Below are 14,507 nucleotides of genomic sequence, written 5' to 3'. Positions count from 1 at the left end.
GGCCGTGGGGGCCGTAAGGAGAATACAAATGACGTCCAGTAAGAAGCGCTGGGCCCTTGTGGGCGCCGGTCTGAGCCTTGTTGCGTCCGTTTCAGCCGCAGCACTGTTTTTCGAACTGCCGATGAGCGGTACCGCGACTGCCGCAACTGCCGAGGCACAGGCCGCTCCGCCGGCCGTGCCCGTTACCGTTGCTGTCGTCGCCAGCCGCGACGTTACCGAGTGGGAGCAGTTTTCCGGCCGGCTCGAAGCCGTCGATCGCGTGCAGATCCGCTCGCGTGTCGCCGGCGCCGTCCAGTCGGTGCATTTCCGCGAAGGCGCGCTGGTGAAGGCCGGCGACCTGCTCTTCACTATTGATCCGGCGCCCTACCAGGCAGCCGTATCGCAGGCCGAGGGCCAGATGGCTTCGGCCGAAGCCAAGGTCAATCTTGCGCAGATCGAGCTTGATCGCGGCCGCAGGCTTTCCGACAACCGGACGATTTCGCAGAGCGATCTCGACCAGCGTCAGAACGCATTCACCGAAGCGCAGGCCGGTCTTCGCACCGCGCAGGCAGCCCTTCGCTCGGCTCAGCTCGAGCTCGGTTATACCGAGGTGAAGGCACCGGTTGCCGGCCGCGTCGGCAAGCTCGAAGTGACGGTCGGCAATCTGGTCGCGGCCGGATCGACCTCGTCGGAGCTGGCCTCGCTCGTCTCCGTCGATCCGATCTACGCCAGCTTCAGCGCCAGTGAAGGCATGGTCGCCAAGGCGCTTGCCCAGCTTCCCGCCGCCGATGGCGCGGTTCCGGCACTTGAACAGATCCCCGTCGAAGTCGGCACGCTTGCCGATCAGGGCACGCCGATCAAGGGCAAGCTGCAGCTGATCGACAACCAGGTGGATGCTTCCAGCGGCACGATCGGCGTTCGCGCCGTGTTCGACAATCCGGGTGGCAAGCTGATCCCGGGCCAGTTCGTTCGGGTTCGCATGGGCCAGCCGAAGGCCGAGAACAAGATCCTTATCAGCGAACGTGCGATCGGCACCGACCAGGACAAGAAGTTCGTCTTCGTGGTCGATGGCGAGAACAAGGTGAGCTACCGGCCGGTGCAGCTCGGCATCGCCGAGGGTGGCGACCGCGTGATTGAAAACGGCCTTGCCGTCGGCGACAAGATCGTCGTCAACGGTCTGCAGCGCATTCGTCCGGGCGCGGTGGTCGCACCGCAGATGGAAGAGAAAGTCGCGGCCAAGTAAGACGCAGACCCCTCCCCAACCCCTCCCCACAAGGGGGAGGGGCTAAGCCTGCCGCACCGCCCAAGCCAGGATTTGGCAGGACAGTGCCACACGTCTTCTCCCCCTTGTGGGGGAGATGGCCGGCAGGCCAGAGAGGGCCTTTTAAGCATCCAGTTCTACCCCTACCGGCGGTATCCCAACCGCCGGAGAGGATCGTTGCATCCCAAATTTCATCCCGGAGAGGGCTTTGAAATGAATATCTCCAGATTCTTTGTCGACCGCCCGGTGTTTGCCGGGGTTCTATCGGTCCTCATCGTGGTCGCCGGCCTGATCGGCATGCGATCGCTGCCGATTTCCGAATACCCGGAAGTCGTTCCGCCATCGATCGTCGTCCGCGCCACCTATCCCGGCGCCAACCCGAAGGTCATCGCCGAAACCGTCGCCACGCCGCTGGAAGAGCAGATTAACGGCGTCGAGGGCATGCTCTACATGTCCAGCCAGGCGACATCCGATGGCGTGATGACGCTGACGGTGACCTTCAAGCTCGGGACCAATCCCGACCAGGCGCAGCAGCTGGTGCAGAACCGCGTGAGCCAGGCAGAGCCCCGCCTGCCGACGGAAGTGCGCGCGCTCGGCATCACGACGGTCAAGAGTTCGCCCGACCTGATGATGGTGGTGAACCTGACATCGCCGGACAATCGCTACGACATCACCTATCTGCGCAACTATGGCGTCCTGAACGTCAAGGACCGGCTTGCCCGCATCGAGGGCGTCGGCCAGGTGCAGATCTTCGGGTCGGGCGACTACTCGATGCGCATCTGGATCGATCCGCAGAAGGCGGCCGAGCATAATCTGGCGGCGAGCGACATCACCAATGCCATCCGCGCCCAGAACGTGCAGGCCGCCGCCGGCACGATCGGCGCGTCGCCGAGCCTTACCGGTGTCGATATCCAGCTGAACGTCAACGCCCAGGGCCGTCTGCAGACGCCCGAGGAGTTCGGCAACATCATCGTCAAGAGCGGCGCCAATGGCGAGATCACGCGTCTGCGCGATGTCGCGCGCGTCGAACTCGGTGCGTCGGATTATTCGCTGCGCTCGCTGCTCGACAGTAAGTCGGCGGTGGCTATCCCCGTGTTCCAGGCGCCCGGCTCCAACGCTATCACCATCTCGGACCAGGTCATCAAGACCATGGACGAGCTGCAGCTGGCGATGCCCGAGGGTGTGAAGTACGAGATCGTCTACGATACCACGCAGTTCGTCCGCGCTTCGATCGAGAAGGTCGTCGACACGCTGCTCGAAGCCATCGCGCTCGTCGTCATCGTCGTCATCCTGTTCCTGCAGACATGGCGCGCTTCGATCATTCCGCTGATCGCGGTTCCGGTCTCGATCATCGGCACCTTCGCGGTCATGTATGTCTTCGGCTTTTCGATCAATGCGCTCAGCCTGTTCGGGTTGGTGCTTGCGATCGGTATCGTCGTGGACGATGCGATCGTCGTTGTCGAAAACGTCGAGCGCAATATCGAGAACGGCCTTTCGCCGCGTGACGCCACCTACAAGGCCATGAAGGAAGTATCCGGCCCGATCATCGCGATCGCGCTGGTGCTGGTGGCAGTGTTCGTGCCGCTGGCCTTCATCACCGGCCTGTCCGGTCAGTTCTATCGCCAGTTCGCGCTGACGATCGCCATCTCGACCGTGATTTCCGCCATCAACTCGCTGACGCTTTCCCCGGCACTGGCGGCACTTCTTCTGAAGGGTCACCATGCGCCGAAGGATTGGCTGACGCGCGGCATGGACTTCGTGTTCGGCTGGTTCTTCCGCGGCTTCAATCGCGCCTTCAGCGCCAGCTCCAATGCCTATGGCAAGGGTGTCGGCGGCCTGGTGTCGCGCAAGAGCATCGTCATGGTCATCTATCTGGCGCTCGCCGGTGCGACCTATGGCCTGTTCAACGCGGTTCCCGGCGGCTTCGTGCCGGCGCAGGACAAGCAGTACCTGATCGGCTTCGCGCAGCTGCCCGACGCCGCCAGCCTCGACCGCACCGAAGACGTGATCAAGCGGATGAGCGATATCGCTCTTGCAACGCCCGGCGTCGAACACGCCATCGCGTTCCCCGGCCTGTCGATCAACGGCTTCACCAATGGCTCGAACGCCGGTGTCGTCTTCGTCAAGCTGAAGTCCTTCGAGGAGCGCAAGACGCCCGATCTCTCAGGCGGAGCGATCGCCATGACGCTCAACCAGAAATTCGGCGCGATCCAGGATGCGTTCATCGCCATGTTCCCGCCGCCGCCGGTCCAAGGTCTGGGCACGACGGGTGGTTTCAAGCTGCAGCTCGAAGACCGGGCGGGCCTGGGCTACAACGCGCTGGATGAGGCGACCAAGGCCTTCCTCGCCAAGGCTTACCAGACGCCTGAGCTGGCCGGCCTGTTCTCGAGCTACCAGATCAACGTGCCGCAGCTCTATGCTGACCTCGATCGCGCCAAGGCCGAACAGCTCGGCGTGTCGGTGACCGATGTCTTCGAAACGCTGCAGATCTATCTGGGTTCGCTCTACGTCAACGACTTCAACGCATTCGGCCGCACCTATAGCGTCCGCGTGCAGGCAGATGCGCAGTTCCGCGCCCATGCCGATGATATCGGCCAGCTGAAGGTGCGCTCGGCTTCGGGGCAGATGATCCCGCTGTCGGCACTGCTCAAGGTCGATGCCACGACGGGGCCGGAACGCACGACCCGCTACAACGGCTTCCTTGCCGCCGATATCAATGGCGGTCCGGCACCGGGCTTCTCGTCCGGCCAGGCACAGGCAGCTATCGAGCGGATCGCCGACGAAACGCTGCCGAAGGGCATCGGCTTCGAGTGGACGGATCTGACCTACCAGCAGATTCTCGCCGGCAGTTCGGGCGTGCTCGTCTTCCCGCTGGCGCTGCTGCTCGTCTATCTCGTGCTGGCTGCCCAGTATGAGAGCCTGACACTGCCCTTGGCGATCATCATGATCGTGCCGATGGGCGTGCTGGCCGCCTTGACGGGCGTCTGGCTCACCGGTGGAGACAACAACATCTTCACCCAGATCGGCCTGATCGTCCTTGTCGGTCTCTCGGCGAAGAACGCGATCCTGATCGTGGAATTCGCCCGCGAGCTGGAATTCGAAGGTCGTACGCCTGTTCAGGCCGCGGTCGAGGCCAGCCGCTTGCGTCTGCGCCCGATCCTGATGACGTCGATGGCGTTCATCATGGGCGTCGTGCCGCTCGTCGTGTCGACCGGTGCTGGTGCGGAGATGCGTGCCGCCATGGGTGTGGCGGTGTTCTCCGGCATGATCGGCGTCACCTTCTTCGGCATCTTCATGACGCCGGTGTTCTACGTGCTGATCCGCAAGCTGGCGGGCAACCGTCCGCTGGTGCAGCACAAGGACGACGATCACGGCCACGGTGGAGCCGAGGTGATCCGGATGGCGGCCGAATAGGCTTCCGATACAGTAGACAGAGCAAAGGGCGGGACGCGAGTTCCGCCCTTTGTGTTTTGAAGGATCGGTCAGTCGATGATGAACATCTTGGCGCCCGATGTCGTCCTGGAGCGGTGGGCGGCATCGCCGTGGTCGGAGACCGTGTATCCCATGCCAGGCTTCATCACGAAGCTGCGACCGTCCTTCAGCTCGCTCGTCACCTCTCCCTCGAGCACGTAGACGATATGGCCACGGTCGCACCAGTGGTCGGCCAGATAGCCCGGCGAGAGCTCGACGATCCGCATGCGGACATCGCTGTTGTTCAGCGTTCTCCATGTCGCCGTTCCGGTTTCGCCCTTGTGTTCGGTGGCCGGCAGCGCATGCCAGTCGAGCGAGGTGTAGGGGAGCGGGGGAAGTTTCATCGTGGGTATCCTTATGCGTTTCGTCGGCTCGGGTTCACGGATCCGGCGCGATATGTCCAGCATTTTGTTTGCAATGCAGCATGGCTTTTTGAGCTTGCATCGGCGCGGGCGGCCCTATCAATTGTGAGGGGTACGGGTGGTTGCTGCTTCGCCGCCTGTCACGGGAGGAGGTTCCATGCATATCGCTATCATCGGCGCTGCCGGCATGATCGCGCGCAAACTCACCGAACGACTGGTGTCCGACGGGCAACTGTCCGGGCAGTCGATAGGGCGGCTGACGCTTGTCGATGTTGTGACGCCGGCGGCACCTGCCGGCTTTGCCGGGCGGGTGGATGCGAGTGCGGCCGATATCTCGCAGGCGGGGCAGGCGGCGCTGATCGTCGGGTCGCGGCCGGATATCATCTTCCACCTCGCGGCGATCGTTTCGGCCGAGGCCGAGCTCGATTTCGAGAAGGGCTACGGCATCAATCTCGAGGGGACGCGGGCGCTGTTCGAGGCGATCCGTCTGGCGCATTTGCAGGATGGCTATCGCCCCTGCGTGGTCTTCACCTCCTCCATCGCCGTCTTCGGCGCGCCGATGCCCGATGTCATCCCCGACGATTTCAATCTGACGCCGCTGACGAGCTACGGCACGCAGAAGGCGATGAGCGAGCTTTTGCTTGCCGACTATACGAGGCGCGGCTTCATCGATGGTGTCGGTATTCGGTTGCCGACGATCTGTGTCAGGCCGGGCAAGCCGAACAAGGCCGCCTCCGGTTTCTTCTCCGGCATCATCCGCGAGCCGCTGGCGGGACAGCCGGCGATCCTTCCGGTGCCGGATACGGTTCGCCACTGGCATGCCTCGCCGCGCTCGGCGGTCGGCTTTCTCATTCATGCCGCGAGCATCGATCTTGAGCCGCTCGGCGCGCAGCGAAGCCTGACCATGCCCGGCGTCAGCGCCTCGGTCGGCGAGCAGATCGAGGCCTTGCGCGCGGTCGCGGGCGACAAGGCGGTGGCGCTGATCCGGCGTGAGCCGGACGAGCTGGTGATGCGGATCGTCAGCGGGTGGGCGCGGGGCTTTGCGCCGGAGCGGGCGATGCGCCTCGGTTTCGTGGCCGAGACGAGCTTCGAAGAGATCATTCGCGTGCATATAGAAGATGAAATGGAAGGCAGTATCCGATGAGCAGTCAACAACGGGCGATCGCATTTCTGGGCACGGGGCTGATGGGCGCGCCGATGGTTCGGCGTCTGCTCGATGCCGGGTTTGCCGTCACCGCCTGGAACCGTGACATCGCCAAGGCCGAAGCGCTGAGGGCCGATGGCGCTGCCGTTGCGACGACAGCGGCTTCGGCCGTTGAGGGGGCGTCGGTCGTCTTCACCATGCTCAGCGATGGCAATGCTGTTGGCGATGTGCTGTTCTCACAGGGTGTGGCGCAGGCGCTCGCACCCGGCGCGGTCGTCATCGATTGCAGCTCGATTACGCCGGAGGCTGCGCGCGAACATGCGGCGAGGCTTGGCGAACGTGGCATCCGCCATCTCGATGCGCCGGTTTCCGGTGGCGTCGTCGGCGCTTCGGCCGGTACGCTTGCGATTATGGCGGGCGGTAGCGCCGATGTCGTCGATGCACTGAGCGATGTGTTTTCCGCGCTCGGCCGGGTGACGCATGTGGGGCCAAGCGGCACGGGCCAGCTCGCCAAGCTCGGCAACCAGCAGATCGTGGCCATTACCATCGGTGCGGTTGCGGAGGCGATGATGCTGGTCGAGGCCGGTGGCGGTTCGCCGGAGGCGTTTCGCCGCGCGATCCGCGGCGGCTTTGCCGAGAGCCGAATTCTTGAGATCCACGGTCAACGTATGGTGGAGCGCAATTTCGGCGGCGCCGGCCCATCAAGGCTGCAGCTGAAGGATCTCAACAATATCGTCGCCGAGGCGAAAAGCCTGGCGTTGACCCTGCCGCTCACCGAGGCCGTGCGCGCGGAGTTTGCCGCGTTCGTCGAAGATGGCAATGGCGATACGGATCACAGCGGATTGCTGCTGCAGCTGGAGCGGAAGTCGGGCCGTGAAGGCGGAAAATCCTGATGGTCGGTACGATCCCTGACGAACAATAAATAGTGCTGGCGCGCTGGCATGCAATCATTGATAGATTTTTAGGGTGTTCTAATTAATGTCGCACTTGGCAATCACTGGTAGGTGGTTGTGGTTGCTAGCGGGTAGTGGGGATGGATTTCGCTTTGACGTGGTGTGAGGCATGAATGGCTTTGGCATCTAAGAACTCCATACGCTCGGAGCGGGAGTTTCAAGATCTTCTTCGGCGTTTGGAGCTTGCGCTCGATGCGTCGCAGATCGGTGTCTGGGAGCATGACCTGCGATCAAACGAGATCTCCTGGGACGTGCAGATGCATCGCCTCTACCGCACCGGCCAGCGCAGCGGTCCCGTGCCGACCTCGATCTGGTCGAATGCCATCCATCCTGATGATCGCGCGCGTGCCACCCAAGAATTCAACGACGCCATCGCCAGGCGCGGCCAGTATAATTCGGAATTCCGGATCATCTGGCCGAATGGCGAGATCCGCTACATCCGCTCGCGCGCGCATTTCTATGTGAGCGAGGAGGGGGCGCCGTCGTTCATCGGCGCGGAATGGGATGTGACCGCCGACGTGCTTCTCAACGCTGAAGCCGCGAGGCAGCGCGAGGTCGCGGAGGCCCGTGCGCTGGCGCTTGAGGAGAGCACGGCGCTCATCGAGCATGCGGCCGCGCACGACTACCTCACCGGCCTGCCGAACCGGCGCTTCTTCGACAAGCGGATCGCCGAGCTCGCCGAAGACGAAAGCGTCTCGACGCTAGCGGTGCTGCATCTCGATCTCGACGAGTTCAAGCAGATCAATGACAGCTACGGCCACGCCGCCGGCGATGCGGTGCTGCGCGCGGCAGCCTTGCGGATCGCCGCGGTGCTGCCGGAAACCGGGATGGCGGCGCGCATCGGCGGCGACGAGTTCGTCATCGTGCTCGTCAATTTCGAGAGCATGGACGAATTGCGAGAGATTGCGCGCCGTGTGCAGAAGCGGCTGCGCAAGAAGATCCGCTTCGGCCACGAGATGCTGCAATCGGGCAGTTCCATCGGCATTTCATGGTCGGCCGATCGCGGCGATACCAATCTTCTCGCCGAATCCGACATGGCGCTCTACGCGGCCAAGAGCGGCGGGCGCGACCGCATCGAGTTCTTCACGCAGCGGCTGAAGGACGAACTGATGGGCAAGCGGCGGATCGCCGAGGAGCTCAAGCTGGCGTTGACGGCAGGCGAAATCGTTCCCTATTACCAGCTGCAATTCGACGCGCGCACGCGGGAGATCGTCGGGCTCGAAGCGCTGGCGCGCTGGCGGCACAAGGAGCGCGGCATTCTGGCGCCGGCGGATTTCCTGAAGGTCGCCGACGAGCATGGACTGACCGCCGAAATCGACGCCTCGATCCTCCGCCACGTCCTGAGGGATCGCCGCGAATGGGAGCAGCATGGCTTCGATGTGCCGAGGATTTCGGTGAACATCTCCGGCCAGCGGCTTTATGATCCGCTTTTGATCAGCGATCTGGAAGCGCTTGATATCCCCGATAATTCGATCGTTTTCGAGCTGATCGAAACGATCTTTCTCGACGACTGCGACGACGAGATGATGCAGAGCGTGGACCGGATCAAGCTGATGGGCATCGAGATCGAGATCGACGATTTCGGCTCCGGCCATGCCTCGCTGATCGGCCTCGTCAGGCTGCGCCCGACGCGGCTGAAGATCGACCGCCAGCTGGTGGATGCGATCGATACATCCGACGAGCAGCGGCGGGTGGTGAAGTCGATCATCGAGATTGCCAAGGCGCTCGGCGTCAAGGTGATCGCCGAGGGTGTCGAGACCGAGCGACATGCCGCGACGCTGGCCAAGCTCGGCTGCGATGCCTTGCAGGGGTTTGCACTGAGCCGGCCGGTGCCGGCTGCCGAGATCGACCGCAAGTTTTCCGCCCTAGTCGCGGGCTGAGGATCAGGCGGCGGTGTCGAGTTCACCGCGCGCTTCGAGATACCACTCCACGAAAGCCGCCACACCTCGTTCGAGCGAGGTGCTCGGCGTGTAGCCGGTCAGCGCCTGCAGCAGATCGGGGCTGGCATAGGTGCGCGGCACGTCGCCCTGCTGCATCGGCAGCATGACGCGCTTGGCCGGGTGACCGAGGGCTTTCTCTACCGTATCGACGAAGTCGAGCAGGCTGATCGGCTGGCCGCCGCCAATGTTGACGATGCGGAACGGCGCCTGGTGCGAGAGCGTCTCGACCTTCTCGGACGCGACGCGATTGCTTTCGGCGGGGACGACGGCCGAGAGGCGCACAACGGCTTCCACGAGATCGTCGATATAGGTGAAATCCCGGCTCATCTTGCCTTCGCCGTAGATCTCGATCGGCTGGCCCTCCAGCATGTTCTTGACGAACTTGAAGAGCGCCATATCAGGCCGGCCCCAGGGACCGTAGACCGTGAAGAAGCGGAAGGCGGTGGTCGGGATCTTGTGGAGATGGGCGTAGCTGTGCGCCATCAGCTCCATCGACTTCTTGGTCGCGGCGTAGAAGGTGAGCGGTTCGTCGGCGCGGTCGGTCTCGTGGAAGGGAACGGTCGGATTGGCGCCGTAGATCGATGAGGTCGAGGCCAGCATCAGATGGGAGACGCCGGTGTTCTTGGCGATCTCCAGGATGTTCCACGAGCCGATCAGGTTCGAGTTCAGATAGGCCTCAGGGTTCTCGTTGCTGTAGCGAACGCCGGCCTGGGCCGCGAGGTGGATCATCACGTCGGGCTTGGCGGCGGCGACCGCCTGTTCGAGTGCGGCGCGATCTTCCAGCATCGCCGTGACCGGCGTGAAAGCCGGAAACTGGGCGAGGGCTGCGTTGCGCATATGCTTGAGCTTGATGTTGTAATAGTGCGTCATGCCATCGAAGCCGGTGACCTCGTGGCCGTCCTGCAGAAGCCGGCGCGCGAGATGGAAGCCGATGAAACCGGCTGTTCCGGTGATGAAATACCGCATGCTCATGCCCTGCTCTTGATTATGCCTTGCTCTTCTTGCCGACCGCGAAGTAGCTGAAACCGTGCCGGGTGACTTCTGCGATCGGATAGATGTTGCGCAGATCGACCAGCACCGGCGTCTTGACGAGCGTCTTCAGCCGCTTGAAATCGAGCGCGCGGAACTCTTCCCATTCGGTGACCAGCACCAGCGCATCGGCGCCTTCGGCGATCTCATAGGGATCCTTGCCGTAGACGACGGGGCCGAGCAGCTCTTTCGCTGCATCCATCCCCTCGGGATCGTAGACGTGAACCGTGGCGCCGCCGTCGAGCAGCGCCTGGATGATGGTGATCGAGGGCGCATCGCGCATGTCGTCGGTGTTCGGCTTGAAGGTGAGGCCGAGGATGGCGATCTTCTTGCCGCGCACATTGCCGTCGCAGGCCGCGACCACCTTGCGACCCATGGCGCGCTTGCGGTTGTCGTTGATGGCGACGGTGGTCTCGATCAGCCGCATCGGGCTGTCATGATCCTGCGCGGTCTTGACCAGCGCCAGCGTATCCTTGGGGAAGCACGAGCCGCCGTAGCCGGGACCTGCATGCAGGAACTTGTCGCCGATGCGCTTGTCCATGCCGATGCCCTTTGCGACCTTCTGCACGTCGGCGCCGATCTGCTCGCAGAGATCGGCAATCTCGTTGATGAAGGTGATCTTCATGGCCAGGAACGCGTTGGCCGCGTATTTGATCAGCTCGGAGGTGCGACGCTCGCAGAAATAGAGCGGGGCTTCGTTGAGATAGAGCGGGCGGTAGACTTCGCGCATGACCTCGATGGCACGCGGCTCCTCGGTGCCGAGCACGATGCGGTCGGGGCGCTTGAAGTCGGTGATGGCAGCACCTTCGCGCAGGAATTCCGGGTTGGACACGACCTCGATGTCCTTGTCGGGGAACTCTTCGCGGAAGATGCGCTCAAGTTCGTCGCCGGTGCCGACGGGGACCGTCGATTTGGTCACAACGACGGTGAAGCCTTCGACCGATGCGGCGATTTCACGCGCGGCGGCGTAGACGTAGCTGAGGTCCGCATGACCATCGCCGCGACGCGAGGGCGTGCCGACCGCGATGAAGACGACGTCGGCGGCTGCCACGGGGGCTGCGAGATCCCGGGAGAAATCCAGGCGTCCGGCGGTGCGGTTCTGCGCGATGATGGTGTCGAGGCCGGGTTCGAAGATCGGTACCTGGCCTGCTTCTAGCGCGTCGATCTTGGCGGCCGACTTGTCGACACAGGTGATATGATGGCCGAAATCCGCGAGGCAGGCCCCCGAGACGAGGCCGACATAGCCCGAGCCGATCATCACAATACGCATGGGAGTTTCCCTCAAACACCGATCACAGCCTCGTCGGTCGACGGGGCCATGATGGTGTTACAGAGGTAATTTTATAAGTTCAAGACAACCAAGAGGTCAGTTGCGGCCGAACTCGTCGACGATACGGATGATGTCATCCTCGCCGAGATAGGAGCCGGTCTGGACTTCGATCAGTTCGAGCAGGATCTTGCCCGGATTGGCGAGGCGATGGACTTCGCCAAGGGGGATGTAGACCGATTCGTTTTCGCGCAGCATCTGCACGTTCTCGCCGATCGTCACTTCCGCCGTGCCCTTGACGACGATCCAGTGCTCGGAGCGATGGTGATGCTTCTGCAGCGACAGCTTCTTGCCTGGGGTGACGAAGATGCGCTTCACCTGGAAGCGGTCGCCGTTGAAGATCGAGGTGTAGCCGCCCCAGGGACGGTAAGAGGTCGGATGCGTCTCGGTGAGCTTCGATGTCGCCGGCTTGGAGGCCAGCATCTTGACGATGGCGCCGACGTCCTGGCTGTCCTTGAGGTGACCGACATAGACGGCATCCTCGCTGGCGATGACGGCGACGTCGTCCATGCCGTTGACCGCGAGATGCACGCCGTGCGTCATGACCAGCGAGTTGCGGGTGTTGACGACCGTGGTGTTTTCGGCGGCGACATTGCCCTTTTCGTCAGGATTGCCGCTCTTCCATATCGCGTCCCAGCTGCCGAGATCCGACCATTGGAAGGGCGAGGGAACGACGGCTGCGTTCCTGGTCTTCTCCATGACGGCGTAGTCGATCGAGATATCGGGGCTATCGGCAAAGGCTGCCTTGTCGAGGCGGATGAAGTCGAGATCCTTGACGCCTTGGGCGACCGCTTCGCCGGCGGCCTTGAGGACATCGGGGGCAAACGTGGTCATTTCGCTGAGCAGCTTGGCGACCGGGAACATGAACATGCCGGAGTTCCAGTAGAAGCCGCCGGATGCCAGCATCTCCTCGGCCTTCGCAAGCGGTGGCTTTTCGATGAAGCGCTTGACGGCCATCGCGCCGCTCGGCAGCGCCTCGCCGCCTTCGATATAGCCATAGCCGGTTGCCGGTTCCGTCGGCTTGATGCCGAAGGTGACGAGCTTGCCGGTGGATGCGGCGGCGATCGCTGCGCGCACGGCGTCGAAATAGACGTCATCGGCATCGATCTCGTGATCCGAAGCCAGCACATGCATGATCGCGCTCTCGCCGAAGCGTTCACGCACCAGCGCGCCAGCTGCGGCAACGGCAGCTGCCGTGTTGCGGGCCATCGGCTCCAGAAGGATGCTCGACAGCGTCAGATCGAGTTCGCGGGCCTGCTCGGCGACGAGAAAACGGAATTCCTCGTTGGTGATGACGATCGCCGGCTCATAGAGCGCCTTGTCGGAGACGCGCAGCAATGTCTCCTGGAACAGGGTGGTGTCGCCGATGAAGCGGATGAACTGCTTGGGGGCGGCGGCGCGTGACAGCGGCCAGAGACGCGTGCCCTTGCCGCCTGCCATGATTACCGGAACGATCTTCTGCGTCATCTGCATTGGTCCTCGAAATGGTCTTTAATCGTTGATCAGTTTGCGCTTGCCCAGGCGCGGATGCGCTTGAGGCCTGCTGCAAGAAGGTCGGTGGCAGCGCTCTCCGTTTCCGCTTCCACATAGCAGCGCATCTCCGGCGCATTGCCCGATGGGCGGAAATGGATGATGCGCCTGTCGGCAAGCGTCACGCGCAGGCCGTCGATATCGCTGGTGCTGCCGACTTGGCCGATTGGCTGCAGGAAGTCGGAGAGATTGGCCGGGCTTGCGCGCAGGTAGGCCATCAGCTTGGCACTGGTCTCGACCGGGAAGTTCTCCAGCCGGTCGGCGGCAGCGAAGGGGAGCGCGTAGCCGGATGCGATTGAAGACAGCGGGCGCTTGTTTGCGGCCGCCTGCGCCAGTGTCGCCAGAACAGGCAGGAAGCAATCGCGGGTCGGCAAGGCCAGCAGCGTCGTTCCATCGAGCTCGAAATCGCTCGCCACCAGCGTGCCGCCATTGGCCTCGAAGCCGACGACGCCGGTCTTGCCCGATACCAGTGCGTCCTGCATGCCCGATATCACGAAGGGCGATCCGACGCGGGTGCGGATGACGCTGAATGACCCCGATGCTTCGATGCCGGAGTTGGAGGTGACCGGTGTTACCACGGCGTCCGCGCCAAGGAAGTTGGCGGCGATCAGGCCAAGGAGGTCACCGCGCAACGGAGTACCGGTTTCATCAGTGACCAGCGGCCGGTCGCCATCGCCATCGGCAGACACGATGGCGTCGAGGCCATGGTCGGTTGCCGCCTGCTTCAACAGCGCAATGGTCTCTTCCGAGACGGCTTCGGTATCGACGGGAATGAAGTGTTCGGAGCGCGCGAACGCCTTGACCTCGGCGCCGAAGTGCTGGAGCAAGTCGACCATCAGATCGCGGGCGACGGTGCTGTGCTGGTAGACGCCGACTTTCAGGCCGGCAAGTGCATGGGCGGGCAACAGGCTGGCGTTGCGCTTTATGAACAGGTCGAGACATGCGCTCGACTGATCCTCGGCCTGCCGGTCACTCAGCGGCCATTCGAAACCCGTGCGGTCGAGATCGCTTGCCGCCGCCGTGATGGCGGCTTCGTCGGCCTTGTCGATCTCGCCGTTCGGCCGATAGAACTTGATGCCGTTGCGGTCGGCGGGGATGTGGGAGCCGGTGATCATCAGCGAGGCGGCGCCGAGATGCAGGCTGTAAAGCGCCAGCGCCGGCGTCGGGATCGTGCCGCAATCGATCATCGCGAAGCCGAGCTTGCCAAGCGCCTTGATGCAGTCGGCTGATATCTCGGGGCTGGAATCGCGGAAGTCGCGGCCAATAAGGATCGGGTCTCCGGCCTTCGCCCGCCCACTTTCGAGGAGATAGCGGCCAAACGCCGTCGCATAGAGCGCCGATGCCCGGCCCTTCAGATCCTCGGAAAGGCCTCGAAGCCCGCTTGTCCCAAATTTCATTCTGAATAAGCCCTCGGCAACGCTTGAATTCGACCTTGTTTTGAAAGCAGACTACTCAACGTTCGTAAACTTTGATGGCAGGCGACCAGTAAAATATCCGCCAAATCCTTTTTC

General features: G+C 63.0%; 10 protein-coding genes. 5 read left to right on the top strand and 5 right to left on the bottom strand.

The genetic code is table 11. The features are described 5' to 3' along the window. Positions 1-28: 28 nt before the first annotated feature. Together ACVTFQ_RS13125 and ACVTFQ_RS13120 are read left to right on the top strand one after the other, a co-directional pair. The gene (locus ACVTFQ_RS13125) at positions 29-1,222 is read left to right on the top strand and encodes an efflux RND transporter periplasmic adaptor subunit (protein WP_047513923.1); all 1,194 of its coding nucleotides are present in this window, start codon (positions 29-31) and stop codon (positions 1,220-1,222) included. Between the two features lie 231 nt (positions 1,223-1,453). Next, on the top strand, positions 1,454-4,654 hold the full coding sequence (locus ACVTFQ_RS13120; protein ID WP_111564103.1) for an efflux RND transporter permease subunit: 3,201 nt from the start codon (positions 1,454-1,456) through the stop codon (positions 4,652-4,654). A gap of 68 nt (positions 4,655-4,722) precedes the next feature. On the opposite strand, the gene ACVTFQ_RS13115 is transcribed toward ACVTFQ_RS13120, so the two are convergent. Further along, the gene (locus ACVTFQ_RS13115) at positions 4,723-5,055 is read right to left on the bottom strand and encodes a DHCW motif cupin fold protein (RefSeq protein WP_111564104.1); all 333 of its coding nucleotides are present in this window, start codon (positions 5,053-5,055) and stop codon (positions 4,723-4,725) included. 175 nt (positions 5,056-5,230) lie between these two features. Between ACVTFQ_RS13115 and denD the strand changes: the two genes are divergently transcribed. From denD to ACVTFQ_RS13100, 3 genes are all read left to right on the top strand, one after another. After that, positions 5,231-6,217, top strand: a complete 987-nt coding sequence (denD, locus tag ACVTFQ_RS13110) for a D-erythronate dehydrogenase (protein ID WP_111564105.1) — start codon at positions 5,231-5,233, stop codon at positions 6,215-6,217. Continuing rightward, positions 6,214-7,110: an NAD(P)-dependent oxidoreductase gene (locus tag ACVTFQ_RS13105; protein WP_112437140.1), complete on the top strand. Its 897-nt coding sequence runs from the start codon at positions 6,214-6,216 to the stop codon at positions 7,108-7,110. Before denD ends, ACVTFQ_RS13105 begins: the two co-directional genes overlap by 4 nt. 173 nt (positions 7,111-7,283) lie before the next feature. Next, the gene (locus tag ACVTFQ_RS13100; protein WP_181459309.1) at positions 7,284-9,050 is read left to right on the top strand and encodes a putative bifunctional diguanylate cyclase/phosphodiesterase; all 1,767 of its coding nucleotides are present in this window, start codon (positions 7,284-7,286) and stop codon (positions 9,048-9,050) included. A gap of 3 nt (positions 9,051-9,053) precedes the next feature. Here the strand turns inward: ACVTFQ_RS13100 and ACVTFQ_RS13095 are convergent, their stop codons facing one another. From ACVTFQ_RS13095 to ACVTFQ_RS13080, 4 genes are all read right to left on the bottom strand, one after another. Beyond that, positions 9,054-10,076 carry an NAD-dependent epimerase/dehydratase family protein gene (locus ACVTFQ_RS13095; protein WP_111564179.1) on the bottom strand — a complete coding sequence of 341 codons (1,023 nt, stop codon included), beginning with the start codon at positions 10,074-10,076 and terminating at the stop codon, positions 9,054-9,056. Positions 10,077-10,095: 19 nt separating this feature from the next. Continuing rightward, positions 10,096-11,409: a UDP-glucose dehydrogenase family protein gene (locus tag ACVTFQ_RS13090; RefSeq protein ID WP_111564107.1), complete on the bottom strand. Its 1,314-nt coding sequence runs from the start codon at positions 11,407-11,409 to the stop codon at positions 10,096-10,098. 96 nt (positions 11,410-11,505) lie between these two features. Next, complete coding sequence (locus ACVTFQ_RS13085; protein WP_111564181.1) at positions 11,506-12,933, bottom strand: mannose-1-phosphate guanylyltransferase/mannose-6-phosphate isomerase; 1,428 nt, start codon at positions 12,931-12,933, stop codon at positions 11,506-11,508. Positions 12,934-12,968: 35 nt separating this feature from the next. Then, positions 12,969-14,393 carry a phosphomannomutase gene (locus tag ACVTFQ_RS13080; protein ID WP_111564108.1) on the bottom strand — a complete coding sequence of 475 codons (1,425 nt, stop codon included), beginning with the start codon at positions 14,391-14,393 and terminating at the stop codon, positions 12,969-12,971. Positions 14,394-14,507 lie beyond the last annotated feature (114 nt).

The organism is Rhizobium sp. O111 (genome assembly GCF_055616315.1).
This window is presented reverse-complemented; position numbering and strand designations above follow the sequence as displayed.